This is a genomic window from Streptomyces sp. NPDC047971, assembly GCF_040653355.1.
Classification (GTDB): domain Bacteria; phylum Actinomycetota; class Actinomycetes; order Streptomycetales; family Streptomycetaceae; genus Streptomyces.
On sequence record NZ_JBEZNW010000008.1, the window covers coordinates 123,787 to 145,742 of the forward strand.

The 21,956-nt window shown below is 73.3% G+C and carries 21 protein-coding genes; 9 read left to right on the forward strand and 12 right to left on the reverse strand.

Annotated elements, in window-relative coordinates:
- Window position 1 precedes the first annotated feature (1 nt).
- Both AB0D99_RS11000 and AB0D99_RS11005 read right to left on the reverse strand, forming a co-directional pair.
- The gene (locus AB0D99_RS11000; protein WP_362358913.1) at window positions 2–928 is read right to left on the reverse strand and encodes a DMT family transporter; all 927 of its coding nucleotides are present in this window, start codon (window positions 926–928) and stop codon (window positions 2–4) included.
- A gap of 102 nt (window positions 929–1,030) precedes the next feature.
- A complete protein-coding gene (locus AB0D99_RS11005; RefSeq protein ID WP_362358915.1) occupies window positions 1,031–1,639 on the reverse strand; it encodes a dihydrofolate reductase family protein in 609 nt (202 codons plus the stop codon).
- A 187-nt stretch (window positions 1,640–1,826) separates the two neighbouring features.
- Between AB0D99_RS11005 and AB0D99_RS11010 the strand changes: the two genes are divergently transcribed.
- On the forward strand, window positions 1,827–2,585 hold the full coding sequence (locus tag AB0D99_RS11010) for an SDR family oxidoreductase (RefSeq protein ID WP_362358917.1): 759 nt from the start codon (window positions 1,827–1,829) through the stop codon (window positions 2,583–2,585).
- A gap of 158 nt (window positions 2,586–2,743) precedes the next feature.
- On the opposite strand, the gene alc is transcribed toward AB0D99_RS11010, so the two are convergent.
- Both alc and allB read right to left on the reverse strand, forming a co-directional pair.
- Complete coding sequence (alc, locus tag AB0D99_RS11015; RefSeq protein ID WP_362358919.1) at window positions 2,744–3,859, reverse strand: allantoicase; 1,116 nt, start codon at window positions 3,857–3,859, stop codon at window positions 2,744–2,746.
- 1 nt (window position 3,860) lies between these two features.
- Window positions 3,861–5,195: an allantoinase AllB gene (allB, locus tag AB0D99_RS11020; RefSeq protein WP_362358921.1), complete on the reverse strand. Its 1,335-nt coding sequence runs from the start codon at window positions 5,193–5,195 to the stop codon at window positions 3,861–3,863.
- A 326-nt stretch (window positions 5,196–5,521) separates the two neighbouring features.
- Between allB and AB0D99_RS11025 the strand changes: the two genes are divergently transcribed.
- Entirely contained in the window at window positions 5,522–6,334 is an 813-nt protein-coding gene (locus tag AB0D99_RS11025; RefSeq protein ID WP_362358923.1) for an IclR family transcriptional regulator, read from the forward strand.
- 147 nt (window positions 6,335–6,481) lie between these two features.
- On the opposite strand, the gene AB0D99_RS11030 is transcribed toward AB0D99_RS11025, so the two are convergent.
- Together AB0D99_RS11030 and AB0D99_RS11035 are read right to left on the reverse strand one after the other, a co-directional pair.
- The gene (locus tag AB0D99_RS11030) at window positions 6,482–7,162 is read right to left on the reverse strand and encodes an ABC transporter ATP-binding protein (RefSeq protein WP_362358925.1); all 681 of its coding nucleotides are present in this window, start codon (window positions 7,160–7,162) and stop codon (window positions 6,482–6,484) included.
- The gene (locus tag AB0D99_RS11035; protein WP_362358927.1) at window positions 7,159–8,244 is read right to left on the reverse strand and encodes an FtsX-like permease family protein; all 1,086 of its coding nucleotides are present in this window, start codon (window positions 8,242–8,244) and stop codon (window positions 7,159–7,161) included. The genes AB0D99_RS11030 and AB0D99_RS11035 overlap by 4 nt, the downstream gene beginning before the upstream one ends.
- A 112-nt stretch (window positions 8,245–8,356) precedes the next feature.
- On the opposite strand from AB0D99_RS11035, the gene AB0D99_RS11040 reads away from it, so the two are divergent.
- Both AB0D99_RS11040 and AB0D99_RS11045 read left to right on the forward strand, forming a co-directional pair.
- The gene (locus AB0D99_RS11040) at window positions 8,357–9,523 is read left to right on the forward strand and encodes a sensor histidine kinase (protein WP_362358929.1); all 1,167 of its coding nucleotides are present in this window, start codon (window positions 8,357–8,359) and stop codon (window positions 9,521–9,523) included.
- The gene (locus AB0D99_RS11045; protein ID WP_362358931.1) at window positions 9,520–10,146 is read left to right on the forward strand and encodes a response regulator transcription factor; all 627 of its coding nucleotides are present in this window, start codon (window positions 9,520–9,522) and stop codon (window positions 10,144–10,146) included. Before AB0D99_RS11040 ends, AB0D99_RS11045 begins: the two co-directional genes overlap by 4 nt.
- A gap of 205 nt (window positions 10,147–10,351) precedes the next feature.
- Here the strand turns inward: AB0D99_RS11045 and AB0D99_RS11050 are convergent, their stop codons facing one another.
- Window positions 10,352–11,719, reverse strand: a complete 1,368-nt coding sequence (locus tag AB0D99_RS11050; protein ID WP_362358933.1) for a pyridoxal-dependent decarboxylase — start codon at window positions 11,717–11,719, stop codon at window positions 10,352–10,354.
- Between the two features lie 67 nt (window positions 11,720–11,786).
- A complete protein-coding gene (locus AB0D99_RS11055) occupies window positions 11,787–12,110 on the reverse strand; it encodes a DUF5955 family protein (protein ID WP_362358935.1) in 324 nt (107 codons plus the stop codon).
- A 189-nt stretch (window positions 12,111–12,299) separates the two neighbouring features.
- Here AB0D99_RS11055 and AB0D99_RS11060 point away from each other — a divergent pair, with 189 nt between their 5' ends.
- The 3 genes from AB0D99_RS11060 to AB0D99_RS11070 all read left to right on the forward strand — a co-directional run bounded on the left by AB0D99_RS11060 (window position 12,300) and on the right by AB0D99_RS11070 (window position 16,176).
- Window positions 12,300–12,914 carry a nucleotidyltransferase family protein gene (locus AB0D99_RS11060; protein WP_362358937.1) on the forward strand — a complete coding sequence of 205 codons (615 nt, stop codon included), beginning with the start codon at window positions 12,300–12,302 and terminating at the stop codon, window positions 12,912–12,914.
- 225 nt (window positions 12,915–13,139) lie between these two features.
- On the forward strand, window positions 13,140–14,762 hold the full coding sequence (gene aceB / locus AB0D99_RS11065; protein ID WP_362358939.1) for a malate synthase A: 1,623 nt from the start codon (window positions 13,140–13,142) through the stop codon (window positions 14,760–14,762).
- Window positions 14,763–15,009: 247 nt separating this feature from the next.
- A complete protein-coding gene (locus AB0D99_RS11070; protein ID WP_362358941.1) occupies window positions 15,010–16,176 on the forward strand; it encodes a GDSL-type esterase/lipase family protein in 1,167 nt (388 codons plus the stop codon).
- Window positions 16,177–16,205: 29 nt separating this feature from the next.
- On the opposite strand, the gene AB0D99_RS11075 is transcribed toward AB0D99_RS11070, so the two are convergent.
- Both AB0D99_RS11075 and AB0D99_RS11080 read right to left on the reverse strand, forming a co-directional pair.
- Window positions 16,206–18,086 (reverse strand): hypothetical protein, encoded by a 1,881-nt coding sequence (locus tag AB0D99_RS11075; protein ID WP_362358943.1) that lies wholly within the window; start codon window positions 18,084–18,086, stop codon window positions 16,206–16,208.
- 54 nt (window positions 18,087–18,140) lie between these two features.
- The gene (locus AB0D99_RS11080) at window positions 18,141–19,091 is read right to left on the reverse strand and encodes a fibronectin type III domain-containing protein (RefSeq protein ID WP_362358945.1); all 951 of its coding nucleotides are present in this window, start codon (window positions 19,089–19,091) and stop codon (window positions 18,141–18,143) included.
- Between the two features lie 132 nt (window positions 19,092–19,223).
- On the opposite strand from AB0D99_RS11080, the gene AB0D99_RS11085 reads away from it, so the two are divergent.
- The gene (locus tag AB0D99_RS11085; protein WP_362358947.1) at window positions 19,224–19,802 is read left to right on the forward strand and encodes a hypothetical protein; all 579 of its coding nucleotides are present in this window, start codon (window positions 19,224–19,226) and stop codon (window positions 19,800–19,802) included.
- Between the two features lie 30 nt (window positions 19,803–19,832).
- On the forward strand, window positions 19,833–20,429 hold the full coding sequence (locus AB0D99_RS11090) for a TIGR03086 family metal-binding protein (RefSeq protein WP_362358949.1): 597 nt from the start codon (window positions 19,833–19,835) through the stop codon (window positions 20,427–20,429).
- 101 nt (window positions 20,430–20,530) lie between these two features.
- Here AB0D99_RS11090 and AB0D99_RS11095 read toward each other — a convergent pair whose 3' ends face one another.
- Both AB0D99_RS11095 and AB0D99_RS11100 read right to left on the reverse strand, forming a co-directional pair.
- The gene (locus AB0D99_RS11095) at window positions 20,531–21,154 is read right to left on the reverse strand and encodes an SMI1/KNR4 family protein (protein ID WP_362358951.1); all 624 of its coding nucleotides are present in this window, start codon (window positions 21,152–21,154) and stop codon (window positions 20,531–20,533) included.
- A gap of 22 nt (window positions 21,155–21,176) precedes the next feature.
- Complete coding sequence (locus tag AB0D99_RS11100; RefSeq protein WP_362358953.1) at window positions 21,177–21,938, reverse strand: aspartate/glutamate racemase family protein; 762 nt, start codon at window positions 21,936–21,938, stop codon at window positions 21,177–21,179.
- Window positions 21,939–21,956: the final 18 nt, after the last annotated feature.

Sequence of the window (21,956 nt, forward strand, 5' to 3'; positions counted from 1 at the left end):
CCTACCGGCCGCTCTCACCGGCGGCCCGGCGGCCCCAGCTCGTGCCCGCGAGGACCAGGGCCGCGCCCGCGACGCCGAGCATGCCCGGACGGTCCCCGGCGATCGCGATGCCGGCGGCCGCGGCCCACAGGGGCTCGGTGCCGAGCAGGAGGCTGACCCGCGAGGGAGAGGTGCGGCGGACGGCCCACATCTGCACGAAGAAGGCGAAGAGGGTGCAGAAGACGGAGAGGAAGAGCAGCCCGGCCCATTCCCGCGGGCCGAAGTCGAGCGCCACCGACCAGGGCGACGCGCCGGTGCCGGGGACGGCGGCGAGCAGGGCGAAGACGAGGACGGCGGAGCCCAGTTGGACGGTGGTCAGGGAGAGCGAGTCGGCGCCCTCGGCCGCCTTGAAGCGGGACATGGCCAGCACGTGCACGGTCCGGGCGAGGGCGGCGAACAGCATCAGCAGGTCGCCGAGGGAGGGGGTGGTGAAGCCTCCGCCCTGGGTCAGCAGCACCACTCCCGCCACCGAGAGCCCGGCGGCGGCCAGGAAGGCGCGAGGCGGCCGGGTTCTGGTGACGGCGGCCTCGGCGAGGGGCGTGAGGATCATGGTGAGGCTGATGATCAGACCCGCGTTGGTGGCCGAGGTGTGGACGACTCCGTAGGTCTCCAGGAGGAAGATCCCGCTGAGGATCAGACCGAGGAGGCCGGCGCCGCGCCACTGACCGGGGGTCAGCGCCCGCAGCCCGCGCCGGCAGGCGACGACGAGGGCGGGCAGGACCACGGCGAAGCGCAGGACGAGGACGGCGACGACCGTGTGGGTCGTGGTGATGCCCTTGGCGGCGAGGTAGCTGGCACCCCAGACGACGGCGACGAGCAGCACCGGGAGGTCGGTGAGCCAGGCGCGGCGCGGGGTACGAAGGGGTACGGAAGCGGCAATCGACGTCATCGCGGGCCTGCTCCAACTCGTCGTACGGGGTGGAGACTTCGGTGGCTCGCACGCGGGACGATCACCGTACCCGGAGAAGCGGTTGGCGGCTACACGTTTCCGCTAGGCGTAGCTCCCGTACTCGGGACGGCCCGCCAGCTCGTAGGTGCTGATGGCGATGCCCGAGCCGGTGGTCCTGGTCCCGACATTGCGGAAGGCGGTGGGCCGGGCGCCGTCGAAGAGGTTCAGGCCCGTACCGAGGACGACGGGGAAGACGAGCAGATGGAGCGTGTCGATGAGGTCGGCGGCCAGCAGGGTCTTGGCGAGACCCCCGCTGCCGTGCATCTGCAGCTCGCCGTCGACGCGGTCCTTGAGGGCGGCGACCTCCTTGACCACGTCGCCACCGAGGACGGTGGTGCCGGCCCAGTCGGCCGTCGTGAGGGTGGTGGAGGCGACGTACTTGGGGAGGGCGTTGAGCTTCGTGGCGACGGGGTTGTCGGGGTCGGTCTGCTTCGGCCAGTAGCTCGCGAAGATGTCGTACGTGCGGCGGCCGAGCAGGAAGGCGGCCGGACGCCGGAAGACCTCGTCCATGAAGGCGCCGAAGTCCTCGTCGCCGTAGGGGACGGACCATCCGCCGTGCTCGAAGCCGCCGCTGGGGTCCTCTTCGGGCCCTCCCGGTGCCTGGTAGACGCCGTCGATCGTCACGAACTGGGTGAGGGAGAGCGTGCCCATGGTGCTGCCCTTTCGCTTCTGCCGGGATCCCCCGGTCCATCGTGTCTCACAAGCTTCGACTCCACCGCTCGGCGAAAGTCATCGGTGGGCGACGGAGCCTCGGTGTCCGATTGCCGCCAGCATCGGAACGGCCCGACACCTTTGATTGAACTCGCAACCACTCAGTGCTTTTTCAGGAGGTTTCGGGATGTCCACGATGAACGGCATGAACGGCATGGACGGCAAGGCGGTCCTGGTGACGGGCGGCAGCCGCGGGATCGGTGCCGCCACGGCACTGCGGCTGGCCGAGGAGGGCGCGGACGTCGCCTTCACCTATGTCGCGGGCGAGGAACGGGCGCGGGAGGTCGCGGCGCGGATCGAGGCGGCCGGGCGCAAGGCGCTGCCGCTGCGGGCCGACGCCTCGGACGCCGGGGACGCGGCGGGGGCCGTGGAGTGGGCGGCGGACGCCCTCGGCCGGCTCGACGTCCTGGTCAACAACGCCGGGGTGGGCGTGGTCGCCCCGCTGGAGTCGCTGGCCCTGGCCGATGTCGACCGGGTGCTCGCCGTGAACGTACGGGGCGCCTTCCTCGCCGCGCAGGCGGCGGCCGCGCGGATGGACAGGGGCGGACGGATCATCACGATCGGCTCGTGCATGACGACGCGCGTCCCCGGGCCCGGCGGCACGCTCTACGCGATGAGCAAGTCGGCGCTGATCGGGCTGAACAAGGCGCTGGCGCGAGAGCTGGGCGGCCGCGGCATCACGGCGAACATCGTCCACCCGGGCCCGGTCGACACCGACATGAACCCGGCGGACGGGCCGTACGCGGCGGACCAGGCGTCCCTGACGGCGCTGGGCCGCTTCGGCACGGCGGCCGAGGTCGCCGCGACGGTGGCGTTCCTGGCGGGCCCGGGGGCGGCGTACGTGACGGGTGCGGAGTTCTCGGTGGACGGCGGCCACGCGGCGTAGGGCAGACACGGGCGCCGGCGAGCGGGTCGAGCACGGTCGGGGCCGTGAGCCCGGCTCCAGCGCCCGGAGGCGAACCGAGCCCGAAAGAAGGAGGGTTGTGCGCGAGGGCGCGCCGGTGCTGTCGGCCGGTGCGCCCTCGCGGGCCGGGCGGGGTGTCGTTACCCGCCCAGTTCCTGGTGGCGGGCCGTCAGGCGCGCCGAGCCCTCGTCGGTGAGCGAACCGAAGAGGCGGAGGCGGGAGATGCCGCCGTCGGGGTAGATGTCGATCCGGATCCGGGAGCCGACCGCCGGCGTGTCCAGCACGAAGCGGTGGTTGGTGTCGGGCTGGAGGCGGGTCCGGGGGAGGATCTCGGTCCAGTCCTCGGAGCCCTCGGCGGCCACCGAGAGGGCCGCCCAGCCCGCGCTGTTGCCCTTGAGGTACGCGGTGTCGATCTCGACCGCGCGGATCTCGGACTCGGCGACCAGGCTGTAGCGGATCCAGTCGTTGCCCTTGTCGCGGCGGCGGCGCGTCTCCCAGCCGTCGTCCATCTTGCGGGAGCGGCCCGGCTGGATGGTGTTGGTCGCCGGGGAGTAGAAGCGGTCGGACGCGTCCTCGACCTGGCCGCCGTTCTCGAGCGCGGCGAGGTCGAAGGTGCCGAGGACGCCGAGCCACTTGGGGTCCGGGGCGACCTCTCCGTACACGCGGAGGCGGGCGATGCCGCCGTCGGGGTGCTGGTTGACCCGGAGGTGGGTGAAGCGCTGCTCGACGTCGACGGCGAAGCCGTTGGCGGCGTGGCCGCCGATGGCGGTGCGCGGGACGAGCGTCGTCCACTTCACGTCGTCCGCGAGGAGTTCCTCGGGCGACGGCGAGCCGGCGACGGACGTGGCTTCCACCGAGACGGCCTGCGGGTAGTTGCCGCGGAAGTGCGCGGTGTCCACGACGATGCCGCGTACGACGCCGGGGGCACCGAGGCGTACGAGCGCCCAGTCGTGGTCGTCCTCGGTCGGGTGGGGCTGCTGGGCGGAGACGCCACGGCGGCGGCGGGTCTCCCAGCCGTCCATGATCTTGCCCTTGTGCCCGAAGTGCTCGGGGTCGAACTCCGCGGCCTCGGGCTTGAGCATGTTCTCGCGCTCGGCGAAGAACTCGTCGTTGGCGGCGATCACACCGGCGCCGAGCCGGCGGTCGGCGAGGTCCGCGTACTGCGTGAAGGAGAAGTCCGCCGTGCGGTAGTCGGCGTACGGGTCACCGCCGCCGTAGGGGCTGGCGTCGCCGGTGAAGCTGGGTATGGCGGACACGTCAGTTGTTCCTTTCGAGGAGGCTGCCGGAGGGCTCGGTGAGGGTGCCGTGGTCGACGATCCGCCGGCCTCGCAGCCAGGTGGAGGTGACCACGCCGTGCAGGGTCTTGCCCGCGTAGGCGGTGACGCGGTTGCGGTGCTGGAGTTCGGCCGGGTCGACGGTGAAGGTCGCGTCGGGGTCGATGACGGCGAAGTCGGCGTCCCGGCCGGCCTCGATCGCGCCCTTCCTCTCCAGTCCGGCGAGACGAGCCGGCCCCGTGGACATCCAGCGGACGACGTCCTCCAGGCTGTGGCCGCGACGGCGGGCCTCGGTCCAGATGGCGGGCAGGCCGAGCTGGAGGGAGGAGATGCCGCCCCAGGCGGAGGCGAAGTCGGGGGTCTTCAGATCGGCCGTGGAGGGCGAGTGGTCGGAGACGATGCAGTCGATCGTCCCGTCGGCGAGGCCGCTCCAGAGGGCGTCCTGGTTGGATGCCTCGCGGATCGGGGGGCAGCACTTGAACTCGGTCGCGCCGTCCGGGACCTCCTCGGCGGTGAGGGTGAGGAAGTGCGGGCAGGTCTCGACGGTGAGCTTGACGCCCTCGGCCCTGGCGGCGGCGATCAACGGGAGCGCGTCCGACGAGGAGAGGTGCAGGACGTGCACGCGGGCGTTGAGGCGGCGGGCCTGGTTGATCAGGTTCTCGATCGCCGTGTTCTCGGCGTCACGGGGCCGGGAGGCGAGGAAGTCGGCGTACTTCTCGCCCGCCTTCTGCGGGGCGGCCTCCAGGTGATGGGGGTCCTCGGCGTGCACGATCATGAGGCCGTCGAAGCCGGCGATCTCGGCGAGGGAGGTCGCCAGCTGCTCCTGGTCGAGCTGCGGGAACTCGTCGACGCCGGACGGCGACAGGAAGCACTTGAAGCCGAAGACACCGGCGTCGTGCAGGGGGCGCAGGTCCTTGACGTTGTCCGGCAGCGCGCCGCCCCAGAAGCCGACGTCGATGTGCGCCTTGGTGCGGGCGACGTCCTGCTTGATCCGGAGGTGCTCCACCGTGGTGGTCGGGGGGAGCGAGTTGAGCGGCATGTCGAGGAGGGTGGTGATGCCACCGGCGGCCGCGGCGCGGGTGGCGGTCCAGAAGCCCTCCCACTCGGTGCGGCCGGGGTCGTTCACATGCACGTGGGTGTCGACGAGCCCGGGCAGGACGACGTCGTCGCCGACGTCCTCCAGCCGAGCGCCCTCCGGGACCTCGGCGTCGTACGGCAGCACGGCGGCGATGGTCCCGCCGGAGACGGCGATCGACGCGGGCCCCGTCCCCTCGGGGGTGATGACGCGTGTCGAGCGCAGTACCAGGTTGACGTCCACCCGTACCCCTTTCCAGCAGAATTTCAACGAACTGTTGAAGGAGTCTTCACTCGGGACGACATGTCGTCAAGGGCACACTTCCAGCATGGCCCCGTCGCCGCCGCCCGCAGCGTGGCCCACTTGGAGGTTTCCATGAAGTGGAATGCGAATTTCGTACAGTAGAACGTAGCTCCGTACAGGCGGGGACGAGGCCGATGTCGCCGGGCAGCCGCAGACACCGGACAAACACCCCCTGACCGGCCCGTACACCCGGACCGGGACCGTGTGTCCCAACGCACGGCCCGGTAGGCTGCTGCCTTGCCCGCCTGCCCCGAAAGGACCTTGACGTGCCGACGTCCAGCGCCAGCACCACCGACGCCGCCAAGCCCGCCGCCGCGAGCGGTGGCGTCCAGTCGCTCGAGCGTGCCTTCGATCTCCTGGAGCGGATGGCCGACGCGGGCGGCGAGGTCGGGCTGAGTGAACTCTCCGCCAGCAGCGGACTCCCGCTGCCCACCATCCACCGGCTGATGCGCACGCTCGTGGCCTGCGGTTACGTACGCCAGCAGCCCAACCGCCGGTACGCCCTCGGCCCCCGGCTGATCCGCCTGGGCGAGTCCGCGTCCCGGCTGCTCGGCACCTGGGCGCGCCCGTACCTCGCGCGGCTCGTCGAGGAGACGGGCGAGACCGCGAACATGGCCCTGCTCGACGGCGACGAGATCGTGTACGTCGCCCAGGTGCCGTCCAAGCACTCGATGCGCATGTTCACCGAGGTCGGCCGACGCGTGCTGCCGCACTCCACCGGCGTGGGCAAGGCGCTCCTCGCCTACACCCCGGCGGAGGAGGTGCGCGCGCTGCTCTCCCGTACGGGGATGCCGGCCGCCACCGAGAAGACCATCACCACGCCCGAGGGCTTCCTGGACGCGCTCGCGCTGGTCCGGGACGCGGGGTACGCGGTCGACGACAACGAGCAGGAGATAGGAGTCCGCTGCCTCGCGGTGTCGGTCCCCAACTCCCCCACCGCGGCCGCGATCTCGATCTCGGGCCCGGCGGGACGTGTGACGGAGGCCGCGACGGAGAAGATCGTCCCGATCCTCCAGGAGGTCGCCCAGGAACTCTCGACGGCGCTGGCGAACACGTCGGCGACCAACGGCGGCGCGTAGCGACGTCCGGGGCGAGGCACGGGCAGGCGCCCGGCCCCGTCGGGGCGGGCTCTCCACGGAAGAACGCCTGTCCGCGACCACCCGGGGTGGTCGCGGACAGGCGTTCTTCCGCTCCGGGTGGACGACGGGAGCGGGCGTCCCGTCGCCTCAGACCGGCGTCCGCTCCGCCACCCGTCCGTCCTGGACCAGCACCGTCCCGTCCGCAGACGCCAGATGCGTGTGGTCGTGCGTCACCAGCACCGTCGCCGTCGCCCGCTCCCGCGTCAACGTCGCCAGCAGGGCGACGACGTCCGCCCCCCGCTCGTGATCCAGCGCGCTCGTCGGCTCGTCGACCAGCAGCACGGACGGTTCGTTCATCAGCGCCCGCGCGATGTTGACGCGCTGCCGCTGGCCACCCGAGAGCTGATGCGGGCGGCGCCCCGCCAGGTCCACGAGGCCGACCGCGTCCAGGAGGCCCAGGGCCCTCTCCCGTACCGCCTTCGGCCTGGCTCCCGACAGGTGTGCCATCACCTGCAACTGCTCCACCGCCGTCAGCGACCCCAGCAGATTCGGCTGCTGGAAGACGATCCCGACCCGCTCGCGCCGCAGCGCCGCCCGCCCCGCCGCGTCCAGCCGACCCGTCTCCGTCCCGGCCACGACCACCCGGCCCCGGTCCGGGGTCACGAGCGTCGCGGCGACCGCCAGCAGGCTGGACTTTCCGGAGCCCGAGGGACCGACGACCGCGGTCATGCGGCCGGCCGGGACCTCCAGGGAGACCGAGTCGAGGGCGGTGAGCCGTCCCTCGCCGTCCGGGTACGTCAGGGTCACGTCTTCGAGCAACAGGGTCATCGGGCGCTCCCGAGCGCGGTCAGCGGGTCGACGGCGGTGATCCGCCGGATGGACAGGGCGGCGCCGAGGACGCCGAGCACGATCATCACGGCGGCGGGGCCGAGCACGGTCAGCGGTTCCAACACGAAGGGCACGTCGCCGCCGCTGATCAGCGTGCCCGCGCCGACCGCGAGGCCGGTGCCGAGCAGCGTGCCCGCGGTGAGCATCAGCACCGCCTGCCCCAGCGCGTCCTTGAGCAGGTACGGGGTCGAGGCGCCGAGCGCCTTCAGCACGGCCACGTCCCCGCTGCGCTGGATGGTCCAGACGGTGAAGAAGGCCCCTATGACCAGCGCGGAGATGACGAAGAGGAAGCCGCGCATCATCTGGAGCGAGCCGTTCTCCGCCTGGTAGGACCCTATGGCGGTCAGCGCCTCGTCGATCGTCCGGGACTCGGTGCCGAGCGCCGCGTCACCCGCTTCGAGGTCCGCGCCCCCGGCGAGGCTCAGCGCGATCACCGTGGCCTGCTCCTCGGGCGTGGTGCCGTTGTGGCCCAGCCGCTGCCAGTCGTCCAGCGAGGTCCAGACGACCGGTGTGTGGCTGTACGAGGCGTCGCCCGCCACGGCCGCGACGGTGGCCTCCAGCGGACCGACGCGGACCGCCCCGCCCACCGCGACACCGAGCTCCTCTGCGGCGGACTCGGACAGGACGACCCGGCCCGGCCCGAGCTTCCGGCTCTCCGGTGCGAGACCGGCCGACGGTTCCGTGCCGAAGGCGGAGACCGCCGCCGTACGGTCCCCGGCGGCGGCGTTGAGCGTACGGATGCCGAGCGGCTGCGCGCTGGTCACACCGGGCCTCTGCGCCCACCGCCGCCACTCGCTCTCCGTCACCGTCGAATTGGTGAAGGAGACCGACTGGCCGGAGGGCGGGGCCGCGAAGGACAGCCGGTCCGCGGGCAGTCCCGTGATCGCCGAGATGTTCTCCCGGGCCAACCCGGAGGTCAGCCCGGACAACAGCCCGACGAGCAGGGTGATGAGCACGATCACCGTGCCCATCAGGGTGAATCGCCCCTTGGCGAAGCGCAGGTCTCTCCATGCCACGAACATGGGACCAAGCTTTGCGGCGGCCGGCGGCCCGCGGCATCGCGCCACGGATGGCTCCGCAATCAAACTTTCGGTTGAGTCCGGATTGTCCGCGCCCGCCTACGCTGGACAGATCATGGACCCGCGTTCCCTCACCCCCGCCCTGCGCGCGCTGCGCCTCTGTCTGCATCTGCTGATGGCGGGCCTGCTCGCGCTGGCGGCCGTCCGCGCGGACTCGGGAGCGGGCGTGGTGCTCGCGGTCCTGACCGGAGCGGTGTACGCGGCGGGCTCGGCCCTGCCGTCCGTACGGGACTCCCAGCGGGCCGCCGCGCTGTGGCTGGCGGCGCTGTGCGCGTCCTGGCTTGCGCTGCTGTGGACCACCCCCGACGGCCTGTGGGTGGCGTTCCCGCTGTACTTCCTCCAGCTTCACCTGCTGCCGACGCGATGGGCGCTGCCGGCCGTCGGACTGACGGCGGTGGCGGCGATCCTCTCGTACGTGCGGCACGGCGCCCAGCTCAACCCCGGTGTCTTCATCGGGCCGCTGCTCGGCGCGGCGGTGGCGGTGGCGACGGTGCTCGGCTACCAGGCGCTGTACCGGGAGAGCGAGCGGCGACGGCGGATGGTGGAGGAGCTCATCGAGACGCGGGCCGAGCTGGCGGCGGCCGAGCGTCACGCGGGCACGCTGGCGGAGCGCGAGCGCCTCGCCCGCGAGATCCACGACACCCTGGCGCAGGGCCTCTCGTCGATCCAGCTGCTGCTGCGGGCCGCCGAGCGGGCCCTGCCGGACGGCTCGCCCGCCGCCGGGCACATCGAGCGGGCGCGGCGGGCGGCGCAGGACAACCTCGCGGAGGCGCGACGGTTCGTCCGGGCGCTGTCGCCGCCGGATCTGGAGCGCGGCTCGCTGGCCGCGGCGCTGGAGAGGCTGTGCGAGCCGAGCCCGGGGGCGCCGCTGCGGGCGCGCTTCACGCTCAGCGGGACGCCGGTGGAGCTGCCGACCCCGTACGAGGTGGCGCTGCTGCGCATCGCGCAGTCGGCGTTCGCCAACACGGTGCGGCACGCCTCGGCCGCTCGCGCGGAGGTCACGCTGTCCTTCATGGACTCCTCGGTGACGCTGGACGTGGTCGACGACGGCAAGGGCTTCGACCCGGCGCTGCTCGCGCCCTCCCCTGAGGGCGGATTCGGGCTGCCGGCGATGCGGTCGCGGGCGGAGTCGCTCGGTGGCACGTTCACGGTGGAGTCGGCGCCCGGACAAGGCACCGCCGTCGCCGTCTCCCTCCCCCTTCCCGCTGGAGTGTCGACATGACGATTCGTCTGTTGCTGGCCGACGACCACCCGGTGGTCCGTGCCGGGCTGCGCGCGGTGCTGGACACGGAGCCGGGCTTCTCCGTGGTCGGCGAGGCGGCGACCGCCGAGCGGGCCGTGGAGCTGGCGGCGGCCGGCGGGGTGGACGTGGTGCTGATGGACCTGCAGTTCGGGGCCGGGATGCACGGCTCGGAGGCCACGGCGGCGATCACCGCCCGGGCGGGCGGGCCGCGGGTGCTGGTCCTGACCACGTACGACACCGACGCGGACATCCTGGCGGCGGTCGAGGCGGGCGCCTCCGGCTATCTGCTGAAGGACGCGCCGCCGGAGGAGCTGGCGGCGGCGGTCCGTACGGCGGCCGCGGGTCAGTCGGCGCTGGCGCCCGCGGTGGCGCACCGGCTGATGGACCGGATGCGGACGCCGGCGGAGGCGCTGACGAAGCGGGAGCTGGAGGTGCTCCAGCTGGTGGGCGAGGGCCTGTCGAACCAGCAGATCAGCAAGGCGCTGTTCCTCAGCCAGGCGACGGTGAAGTCCCACCTGGTGCACATCTTCGCGAAGCTCGGCGTCGACTCCCGTACGGCGGCGGTGGCCACGGCGACGGCGCGCCGTCTGATCAGGCGCTAGCCGCGACGGGACGCGGGCCGACGGGCGAGGCTCCCGACGGTCGACGATCCCGCCGGGCGCGGCCTCCGGGGCCCCGGGCCGCCGGGGACGTGGGCCCGGCGCGGGAACCTGGGCCCGGCGCGGAACCTGGGCGCCCGGGGACGAGGGCCCGGCGCAGGAACCTGGGCGCCCGGGGAGGGCTCGCGCGGTGCGGCGCCGGTCGGGGTCACTCCTCCGCGGCCGCGCGCCGGACCGCGTCGAGGGCGCGTGTCACGTCGTCGTCGGTCGTGGACCAGTTGCTGACCGAGATGCGCATGACCCGGCGGCCGTGCCAGGTGGAGCCGCTGATCCATGTCGTACCGTCGGCGAGCAGCCGGGCCAGCACGCGTTCCGTGCGGGCGTCGTCGCCGAAGTCGGCGCAGACCTGGGTGAACACCACGTCGTTGAGGACGGTGGCGCCCTCGATGCCGGCGATGCCGGTGGCGAACGCGGAGGCGTGCCGGCACAGCCGCTCGACGAGGTCGGCCACCCCTGACCGGCCCAGCGATCTGAGGGCGGCCCAGACCGGGAAGGCCCTGCCGCGCCGGGAGAGCTCGGGGACCTTGTCGACGGGGTCACCGAGCGCGTGCTGGATGAGGTAGTCGCCCCGCAGGCCCATGGCCGCCCGCAGCGCCGAGGAATCCCGCACGATCGCGAGACCGCAGTCGTAGGGCACGTTCAGGGTCTTGTGGGCGTCGGTCGCCCAGGAGTCGGCCGACTCGCAGCCCGCCGTCAGGTGCGCGTACCGCGGGGAGGCGGCGGCCCAGAGTCCGAAGGCGCCGTCGACGTGCACCCAGGCGTCCACCTCGCGCGCCGCCCGGATCGCCTCGTCGAAGGGATCGAAGGCTCCGGAGTGGATGTCCCCGGCCTGCAGGACCACCAGCGTGGGGCTCCGCCCGCCGGCCGCCAGGGTGGCCCGGAGGGCTTCGGGCCTGATCCGGCCCTGCTCGTCCGCCGCCACCGGTTCGGGCCTCCCGAGGCCCAGATAGCGCAGCGCCAGGTCGATGGCCATGTGGCGGTGCGCGCCGGCGACGACCCGCACGGCCGGGCCGCCCGCGAGCCCCTCGCGGGCGACGTCCCCGCCGACGCGCCGCACCACCTCGTCGCGCGCGGCGGCGAGACAGGTGAAGTTCGCCATCGTGGCGCCGGTGGTGAAGCCGACGGCGGCGCCCTCGGGCAGCCCGAGCAGGTCGAGCAGCCACGCTGCGGCGATCTCCTCCGCGGCCGCGTACGCGGGGGACACGGTGCGCATCACGGCGTTCTGGTCCCAGGCGCTGACCAGCCAGTCCGTGGCCAGTGCGGCCGGTTCGCCGCCGCCGACCACGAATCCGTAGAAGCGGCCGCTGGGGAAGGCGGTGAGCCCCGGTTCACAGGCCGTGGCCAGCAGGTCGACGACCTCGGCGGGGGTGCTGGGGCCGTCGGGCAGCGCGGCACCGAGCGCGCGCACGATCTCGTCGACCGAAGCGCGGGCGGGGACGGGGCGGTCGGACAGGCTGGCCAGCCAGCGGACGGCATGGTCGTACGCCTGACGGAGCGCCGCCTCGCGCGCGTCCATACCTCGGACTATGGGACAGTCGCCGCCGCCCCGCAAGCCGCGGCCCGGCCCGTCGGGCGCGACGACGTCAGCGAAGCTCGTGCGGGGGCTCTCCGAAGAGCTCGACGGCCCGGCGGACGCTCGTGAGGCCGTTCGACAGGGCGCTGACGGAACCGATCGAACCGGCGATCAGCAGCAGGGAGCGGCGCAGGCGCCGTACCTCGGGGACTCCGCCGGCGGCCATCGCGTCCAGCGCGGCGAGTTCGTCCTCGGCGATGCCCCGGTCGGCGAACTCGACCGGGTGGCCCGCCAGTTCGCGACGGAGCCGGGAGACGGCGGCGCGCAGCTCAGCCACCCTCGGGTCCTCGCCGCTGCCGGTCCTCACACGCCTCTGCCCAACGCTTCGCAACAAAGTTCTCCCCCTCGCACGACACTGTGCGGCGAACTCCCCACACCGACCGGACCCGTCGAACGATGGTCAGGCGCCCGGAGTCGCGAGCCAGTTAACGCCATCGCGCGCCGGGTGCGCCACTCCATGGACGTAATTCAGGCGTCCGTGTGCACGCCCGGCGCACGGGGGCGCATGGGGTATGCAGTCCTCATGACACAGACAACCGACTCCGTCCCGCAGGTCGCCGGTCTCCTGCTGGCCGCGGGGGGCGGGCGGCGCCTCGGCGGCCGCCCCAAGGCCCTCCTGACCCATCGTGGCCGCCCGCTGGTCGAACACGCGGTGCGGGTGCTGCGGGAGGGGGGCTGCGAGGTGGTCCACGTGGTCCTGGGCGCCTCGGCCGATCGCGTACGGGAGCGGGCGCAGCTGCCGGGCTGCGTGCTGGTGGACAACCCCGAGTGGGCCGAGGGCATGGGCTCGTCGCTGCGGGTCGGTCTGGCCTCGCTGGCAGCCGAGGCGCTGCCGGTGGACGCCGCGCTCGTCTCGCTGGTCGACCAGCCCGGGATCGGCGCCGAGGCGGTGGCGCGGGTCCGGTCGGCGTACCGCTCCCGCGCATCCCTCGCCGCGGCCTCCTACGAGGGCGAGCGGGGGCATCCGGTGCTGTTCGGCGCGGACCGCTGGGCGGGCATCACGGCGGGTGCGGTCGGCGACCAGGGGGCACGTGACTATCTGAAGGCGCACCGGGATGCGATCACGCTCGTGGACTGCTCGGATGTGGCCGAGCCCTACGACATCGACACGGAGGCGGATCTGGCCCACCTGGAGTGAAGAACGTGGCACTGTGCGCCACCTTCTGTCGATCCGAAGAATCTCGATATCAACAAACGATTGAACTTCCACCATGAGGAAACTAGTATCCACTGTTCAGAAGCGCCTGATCCTCTGACGGCGCTCGCGGTCGTATCTCGGCGCCTGCGGCACTCCGTGCCGATCCGCGACGCCCGGCGGCCGCAAGGCACCGACCGTGAAGCCCGCTGAAGGAAGTGACAGTTCATGTCCGCACCAGCGCCGTCCCCCCTGGCCGTCGTCGAAGCCGAGCCCCTGCCGCGGCAGGAGGAGGTGCTGACCGACGCGGCCCTCGCCTTCGTGGCGGAGCTGCACCGGCGGTTCACGCCTCGCCGGGACGAGCTCCTCGCCCGCCGGGCGGAGCGCCGCGCCGAGATCGCCCGCACGTCGACCCTCGACTTCCTCCCGGAGACCGCCGCCATCCGCGCGGACGACTCCTGGCGCGTCGCACCGGCCCCGGCGGCGCTCGACGACCGCCGGGTCGAGATCACCGGTCCGACGGACCGCAAGATGACGATCAACGCCCTGAACTCGGGCGCCAAGGTCTGGCTGGCCGACTTCGAGGACGCCTCGGCCCCCACCTGGGAGAACGTGGTCCTCGGCCAGGTCAACCTGATCGACGCGTACACCCGGAACATCGACTTCACCGACCCGAAGTCGGGCAAGTCGTACGCCCTCAAGGCGGCCGACGAGCTGGCCACCGTCGTCATGCGACCGCGTGGCTGGCACCTGGAGGAGCGCCACCTGACCTTCGAGGGCCGCCCGGTTCCCGGCGCGCTCGTCGACTTCGGGCTGTACTTCTTCCACAACGCCCAGCGACTGATCGATCTCGGCAAGGGCCCGTACTTCTACCTCCCGAAGACGGAGTCGCACCTGGAGGCCCGCCTCTGGAACGACATCTTCGTCTACGCCCAGGAGTACGTCGGCATCCCGCGGGGCACCGTCCGCGCCACCGTCCTGATCGAGACCATCACGGCCGCGTACGAGATGGAGGAGATCCTCTACGAGCTCCGCGAGCACGCGGCGGGCCTCAACGCGGGCCGCTGGGACTACCTCTTCTCCATCGTCAAGAACTTCCGTGACGGCGGGCAGAAGTTCGTCCTGCCGGACCGCAACGCGGTCACCATGACGGCCCCGTTCATGCGGGCCTACACCGAACTCCTCGTCCGCACCTGCCACAAGCGCGGCGCGCACGCGATCGGCGGCATGGCGGCCTTCATCCCGTCGCGCAAGGACGCCGAGGTCAACAAGGTCGCCTTCGAGAAGGTCAAGGCGGACAAGGACCGCGAGGCCGGCGACGGCTTCGACGGCTCCTGGGTCGCCCACCCGGACCTGGTCCCGATCGCCATGGCCTCCTTCGACGCTGTGCTCGGCGACAGGCCGAACCAGAAGGACCGGCTGCGCGAGGACGTCTCGGTGGCGCCCGGCGACCTGATCGCCATCGACTCCCTCGACGCGAAGCCGACGTACGAGGGCCTGCGCAACGCCGTCCAGGTCGGCACCCGCTACATCGAGGCGTGGCTGCGCGGCCTCGGCGCCGTCGCCATCTTCAACCTGATGGAGGACGCGGCCACCGCCGAGATCTCGCGCTCGCAGATCTGGCAGTGGATCAACGCGGGCGTGGTCTTCGAGAACGGCGAGAAGGCGACCCCCGAGCTGGCCCGCAAGGTCGCGGCGGAGGAGCTGGCCGCGATCCGCGAGGAGATCGGCGAGGAGTCCTTCGCGGCCGGCAAGTGGCAGCAGGCCCACGACCTGCTGCTGCACGTCTCCCTCGACGCCGACTACGCCGACTTCCTGACCCTCCCGGCGTACGACCAGCTGACCGGCTGACCCACCGCCCGACCGCCCGCACAGCGGCCGAGCACCAGCTCCGGTCACCTCACGAACAGGCCCCGCCCCCGGTGAACGCACAGCACCGGGGGCGGGGCCATTTTCGCTCCAGTGCGTTTCACAGGGCATGTGACGCAACCGAGATCCGCAGCTACCTAGCGGTAACAAGCCATGGCGTGCCAGATTCCGCCTTGCCACCGGCCGGCGGCTGTCCCTCACTCCACTGCAAGGACGCAGGAGCGCAGCCATGCCCACCCCCCGCCTCTCCCCTCACCGTGCCGTGCGCGCGGTTCTCGCCGCCGCACTGGCCGTCACCGGCCTGGTGACCGCCGGCGGCACCTCCCCGGCCGCCGCGAGTTCGGGTTCCGGACCCACCGCCGTCGTCTCGATGGGCGACAGCTACATCTCCGGGGAGGCGGGGCGCTGGCAGGGCAACAGCCTCACCACGAGCGGCAGCCGCAACGGGACCGACCGGGCCTGGACGGGCAGCGGGTACGACCCCTCCCGGGTGTACGGCTCCACGGCCGCCAACGGCTGTCACCGTTCCGACGGGGCCGAGGTGAAGGGCGCCTCCGGGATCGCCTCCGCGCTGATCAACCTGGCCTGCTCCGGCGCCACGACGGAGAACGTCTTCCGGGCGTCGAACGGCGGCAGGGCCTTCAAGGGCGAGGCTCCGCAGGCCGACCAGCTCGCCGCGGTCGCGGCCTCCCACGACGTCAGGACGATCGTGCTGTCCATCGGCGGCAACGACCTCGGCTTCGCCGACATCATCCGGAGCTGCGCGACCGACTACATCGTCTGGTACTCGTACTGCCACGACGACCAGCAGGAGGAGGTCGACGCGCGGATCGACACCGCGATGGCGGGCGTCGCCAAGTCCGTGGACGAGATCCGGGCGGTGATGTCCGGCGCCGGGTACGCCGCCTCCTCGTACCGGATCGTGCTCCAGTCGTACCCCTCCCCCATCCCGCGCGCCGCGGACAACCGCTACGGAGAGAGCGGCTGGAGCCGCACCAACACCGGTGGCTGCCCGTTCTGGAACCTGGACTCCGACTGGGCCAGGGACTCGCTCGTCCCGCAGGTCGCCGACCGCCTCAAGGGGGTCGCCGCGGCCAAGGGCGTGCAGTTCATGGATCTGCGGGACATGCTGCAGGGCCGTGAGGTCTGCGCGAAGGCCAGCAAGCAGGTCAGCGCGACGGTGCCGGCCTCAGCCGCGACCAGCGAGTGGGTGCGCTGGATCGACCAGAACCAGACGCAGGGACCGATCCAGGAGAACGTGCACCCCAACCACTACGGCCAGTCGGCGCTCGGCCGCTGCCTGACGCTGATCCACGCCCAGCCCAGCGGGAACTTCTCCTGCCGCAACACGGCCGGCACCGGGTCCTCCGGCATGTACCTGACGCCCGTCTCCTGACGGCCGTCGCTCGACCCCCACGGGGTCGCTCAGCGGGCGCGGCGCCTCCCCCGGCTCCGGCGCCGTGCCCGCGGCTTCCCCGTCCCCGTCCCCGCCCCGGACACCCGGATGCCGGGCACCGCGATCCCGAGCGCGCCGAGCGTCCGCTCCGCCCGGTACGGGTCGGCCGCGGCCATCTCCTTCACCAGGGCGTCGACGCCACCGGGCCAGCCCTCGGCGGCGGAGTCGAGGACCGCCCGCCCGGCCGTGCGGCGGGAGAGCCGGTCCAGGATCAGCACGGCTCGGGCGGACAGCGGCACGCGGGTCTCGTCCGCCGGCTCGCCCCTGGCCCGCAGGACGCCGTACGCGTACGCCCCCATCACCGGGTCGCCGAGGGCTCCGCGCAGGGCCTCGACGGGCGCGGCGGCCGGGTCGAGGAAGCCGAAGACGGCGCGGGTGTCGGCGGCCTCGTACGTCCCGGCGTTGACGGTGCCGAGGGCGGCGAGCAGCTGGGACCAGGCGTCGTCGGTGTCCGCGCGCGCGTGGAGCCAGTCGGTCAGGACGCGCGTGGCGGCGGAGGCGGACCAGCCCTCGGCGGCGGCGATCACGGTCGAGGCGTCCCAGGCGAGGGTCTCGGCGGCGTCGGGCGCCGCGACCCCCCGGACCCGCAGGAGGTAGTGCAGGACCTCGACGCCCCAGGGCGTGAGTCCGAAGGCGTCGCCGGTCCGGAAGACCATGCCGGTCCCGGCCAGCCGGTCGACGGTGTCGGCCATGGCCCGCGCGGACGGTTCGAGGCGGGCGCGGTCGTCGTCGGTGACGGGCGCCCCGACGAGCCGGGACAGCTCGTCGGCGGGCGGGACCACATAGGCGTCATGGGCCTTCGCCGGGACGAGCACCGGCGCGTCCTCCAGCCGCGGGTCGACCGGCCAGTCCTCGAACTCGGCGGCCCTGCGGGCGACGGACTCGGCGCAGGAGCCCCGCTGGAAGAGCGCGTACAGCAGGTGGGCGGCCTCGCCGTCGTAGAGGCCGCCGGACTCGCTCTTCATCTCCTCGACCGCGGCGGCGAGCAGGTCGGCACCGGCCTCGACGGACCGCTGGGGGTCGTGGGCCTCGACGGGCGGCGGCGGCAGGGGGACGGCGGAGTCCTCGTAGTAGTTCAGGTGCTCGTCGAGGAGGGTGTCGGCGAGGACGAGGTGCGGGAAGGCGTCCGGGCCGGGAGCGAGATGGGCGTACGGCCCCGAGAGCGCGGCGGCGAGCCCCTCGGCGGTCCAGCGGTCGACCAGCCGGCCCGCCAGCTCCCCGACCCCGTGCGAGACGTCCCCGTCGGCGAGCAGCGGCCCGGCGGGCGAGGGTGCTTCCGCCTCGCGCACGTACGCGCCGGTGAGCGCCTCGGCGAGCACCATGTCGGCGACCTCGCTGCGGTTCATCAGGTCGGCCCTGCGCAGGCCGTCCGGCGGGGTGACCCCGTCGTGGGCGGCGAGCCACGCCCGTACGGCGGCGGGGTCCCCGGCGTCCGCCCCGTCGGCCCGCAGCAGCGAGGCGTACCAGCGCTGCCAGGTCAGATTGCCGGGGTCCCGCATCGCCCGCTCGAAGTCGGGCACGGCCTCCTGGACGGCGGCCACGATCCGCGCCTGCCGCTTCCCGTTGAGCCGTCCGGCCTCCCGGACGCGCTCGGTGAGCGCCACGAGCACGGCGGGATAGGCCGCCAGCTCCTCGGGCGTCGCGTAGACGAACGCCGGCACGTCCTCGATCAGCAGGTGGCGCACGAGGGGGACGGTCGGCTCGGGCAGCCCGCTCCTCCGGTCGGCCCCGCGCAGTGACAACAACGCGAGCACGGCGTCGGCGGCGCGCGCGGACGGAGGGTCGCGGAGCTCCGGTGTTCCGTCGAGGAACGCGTCGAGCCCGGTGTTGGAGAGCACGGTCCCTGCCACCTTTCCCAGGGTAGTTCCGGCACGCGCCGGACGACGACGCCTGTGGCGGTGCCGTCATGGGACGACAACGGTCCGCTGGGCGGAGAAGTCACCCCAGGTGCCGTCGGGGAGGCGGGCGCGGAGTTTGACGCTGTAGCGGGTGCCGGGGCCGGTGGGGACCGTGAAGGTGTAGGTGGCGGTGCCGGGTGGGGGGTCGGCGCCCCAGATGATCGTCGTGGCGAAGGCTTCGTCGAGGTAGAGCTGGTGCTCCTTGACCGGGGCGCCGGTGCCGGGCGGGGTCCAGGTGAGGGTGATCTCTCCCTTGCGGGCGGTCGCCTTCAGGTTCGTCGGGGCGGTGCTGGGGCCGGCGCCGGGAGCCGGGGCGGTGGTGATGTCGGCGGGGTCGCTGTCCGGGGAGGAGTTCTCCGCCGCGTCGCGGGCGCGGACGGTGAAGGAGTAGACCGTGCCGGGACGCAGGCCGGTGACGCGGGCGGTCGTCGCCGTGCCGGGGACGGTGTGGACGCGGGCGTCGGCCTGGTAGACGTCGTACGCGGTGACCTTGGTGTCGTCGCGGGCCGGGGTCCAGGTCAGGGTGGCCGCGTGGCTGCCGTCGGGGGTGGCGCGCAGCGCCTGCGGGGTCGTCGGGGGTGTGCGGTCCTGGGCGGTCGCGGCGAGGGTGGTGGCGGGGACGGGAGGGCTGGGGGCCGAGCGGTTCCCGGCGGCGTCGCGGGCGCGGACGGTGAAGGTGTACGGAGTGGCGGGGGCGAGGTTCACGATGTCGACCATGAGCGTCGTGGCGGGGAGGTCCTTCACCTTGCGGCCCTGCTGGTAGACCTCGTAGCCGGTGACCCCGCGGTCGTCGGTGGCCGCGTTCCACATCACGTGGACGGTGCTCGCGCTGCCCGCGGAAGCGGTGACTCCGGTGGGGGCGGCGGGGCTCCGGGTGTCCGTCTCGGGTCCACTGGAGCAGGCCGCGACGGCGAGGGCGGCGACGGTCAACACGCTTGCGGCGAGCGGGCGTTGCACAGGAATGCCTCCGTCCGTCGGAATGGTCCAGACCTGTATGGCACGGAGGGGAGGGTCTCGGCAAGGGGTCGTTGTCAGTCGGGTGCGCTTCACTGGATTCGTCACTCTCCGTGAGCAATAGAGGGGGAATTCATGACGGACCGTACGACCTATGTGACGCCGGCCGGGCTCCGCGGGCGCGGATGGAGCGACGCGATGGTGCGGGACCTGCTGGGGGCGCCCGATGTGCAGGGGCGGGATCCGCGCCGGTGGTCGGTCGCACCGGTGCGGCTCTACCGACTGGAGCGGGTGGAGGCGGTGGAGCGGACACCGGAGTTCGCACGGTGCGCCGCCGTCGCGGGCCGCCGATCGGCTGCCGCGCGCGCGGGGGCCGAGGCCCGTCGGCAGGCGGTGCTCGCGGCGATCCGCGCCGAGCCGATCCGGGTGCCACGCCTCCCCGCCGCCGAGCTGGAGCGGCGGGCCGTGCGCCATCGCCATCTGCTCGGCGCCCGCAGTCCCGGAGGGGTCGCGGCAGGAGCGCTGGTGCGGTGGCAGGTGAGCTTTCTGCGGCACGCGCTGTCGCGGTACGAGACGCTGCTCGACGGGCTGTACGGAGCGACGGGCCGGGCCGAGGCGGAACGGCTGCTGGACAGGCGGCTGTACGAAGCGATCGCGGCGGCCTACCCCGCCCTGGCGACGGAGTGCGGGCGCCGGATCGGAGCCGAGCGATGAGTTCCGGCGCCCCCGCCGGTCTCAAGGGGTATGGAGACGACGGAGCACATCGATCTGGGAACGGCCGCGGAGCGCGTGGCACGGCTCGCCGAAGGCATCGGCGACGAGCGGCTCGGGGACCCGACCCCCTGTCCCGAGTACGCGGTACGGGAGGTGCTCGCCCATGTCGCGAGCCTGAGCGTGGCCTTCCGCGACGCGGCCCGCAAGGACTTCGGGGCGACGACCGGCACACCGCCCGGCTCGGTCCGGCCGGTTCTGGAGGACGACTGGCGCACGGCCCTGCCGAAGGCCCTGGACGAACTGGCGGCGGCCTGGCGCGAGCCGGGGGCCTGGGAGGGGGACACCGAGGCGGGCGGCGTCGGCATGCCCGCGTCCGTGATGGGCATGGTCGCGCTCAACGAGCTGGTGATCCACGGCTGGGACCTGGCGCGCTCCACGGGCCAGGCGTACGAGGTGAGCGAGGGGGAACTGGCCGTGTCCGAGGCTCTGCTGACCCCGCAGGAGGACGGGTCGGACGGGGAGGGCTTCTTCGGCCCGGTCGTCCCGGTCCCGGACGACGCGCCCCCGCTCGACCGGGTGGTGGGCCTGAGCGGCCGACGGCCGGACTGGCGACCGCCCGTGTCCTGATCGGCGTCCTGATCCGACGGTCGTGCGCCGGCCCGCCGATCCGGCCGGCGCGCGCACGCGTCCCGACCGTGGGGCGGCCATGGCGGGCCGCCCCGCGTCGTTCACCAGGGCATCGGCTGCCCCTGGTCGACCCAGTCCGCGAACGACAGGGGGCGGCCGCCCAGGGTCAAGGGAAGGATCTGGTCGCAGGTGGCCCGCCCGTCGAACCACATCGTGCCCCGGTGCGGTCCGGTGACGACGAGAAGGGCGTGGAAGCCGCAGCCGTGCTCCCGGATGAACACCGCTCCCGCGGTCTTGCGTTCCTGGTGGACCTCGTATGCGGCCTCCCAGTCGTCCCAGGCCCGCTGGAAGGGGCCGTCGTCCCCGAAGTGCTCCCTCAGCGGCTCGCGCTCGTCGAGTTCGTCCTCGTAGGCGCGGTAGGAGTCGGGGTGGGGGAAATCCGTGGTGAGCAGGTCGTAGTTGGTCTCGGAGTCGCCGTGCCAGACCCAGCCGGCGGTTCCTCGGCGGAGCCGGTTCACTCCGCCTCCGGCGCTGTGGCGGAGCAGGTGGTCCCGGTACTCGGCGGGGAAGGTGATCCCCAGCTCCTCCTCCGCTTCCTGGACCTCCGACGCGGACAGCGGCGGCGGGGTCGGCTCCCGGTACTGCTCCCAGGTCCGGCCGCTCCACGCGTCGAAGCGGTGTCCCTGGTGCAGGCGTCGGGCCTCGGCCGTCCAGTCGATCGTCATGGTCAGAGCGTAGAGACGATGATCACCACGCGGTGCCGGGGGTGGCCGCGAGGAGTCGTGCCAGCCTGCGGCAGGCCGCCGGGATCGGGGCGATCACCGGTGTCTCGAACCGGGCTCGCAGGGAGTCGGCCGCCTCGCCGAGTGGGCCTCCGCCGATGACGACGGCCCGCGCCCCGTCCCGTACGACGCACTGCCGGACCGCGCGCGCCAGTCCCTCGCGGAGCGACTCTGGATCGGCGGACAGGGCCTCCGGGTCGCCCTCGGTCAGGCGGAGTCCCGTGAAGCGGTCGGAGAGGCCCAGGGCGGCGACGCGTTCCACGATGGCCCCCTCCAGCAGCGGCGTGGTCGTCGCGATGCCGAAGCTCCGCCCGGAGGCGGCGGCCTCCAGCAGGGCCGCCTCTCCGATGCCGACGACCGGCACGGGCCCCCGCGCCGAGGCCAGGGTGAGGGCCCGGAGTTCCGCGAGCCCCGGGTCGCCGAACGCGGCCACCAGGAGCGCCCCGCAGGTCCCGGAGGCGAGGGCCCGCCGGCCGGCGGCGACCACCTCCGGGGCGGCCGCGCGCAGGGCGGCCGGGTCGGTGAGCATCCGGGGGCCGCGCTCCGCGGTCACCCCGAGGACCCGCGGCCCCAGTGTCCGCCGGGCGATGGCGGTCATCATCGCGGTGGTGTCCGTCGAGGAGTTGGGGTTGACGAGGACGACGGTGCGCACCGCGGCGGGGTCGGCGGAGGCCGTGGACCGCGCCCGTGCGTCCGCGCGTCCGCCGGGTTCCGCGGACCCACGCACGACTCCGGTCCCCGCGGG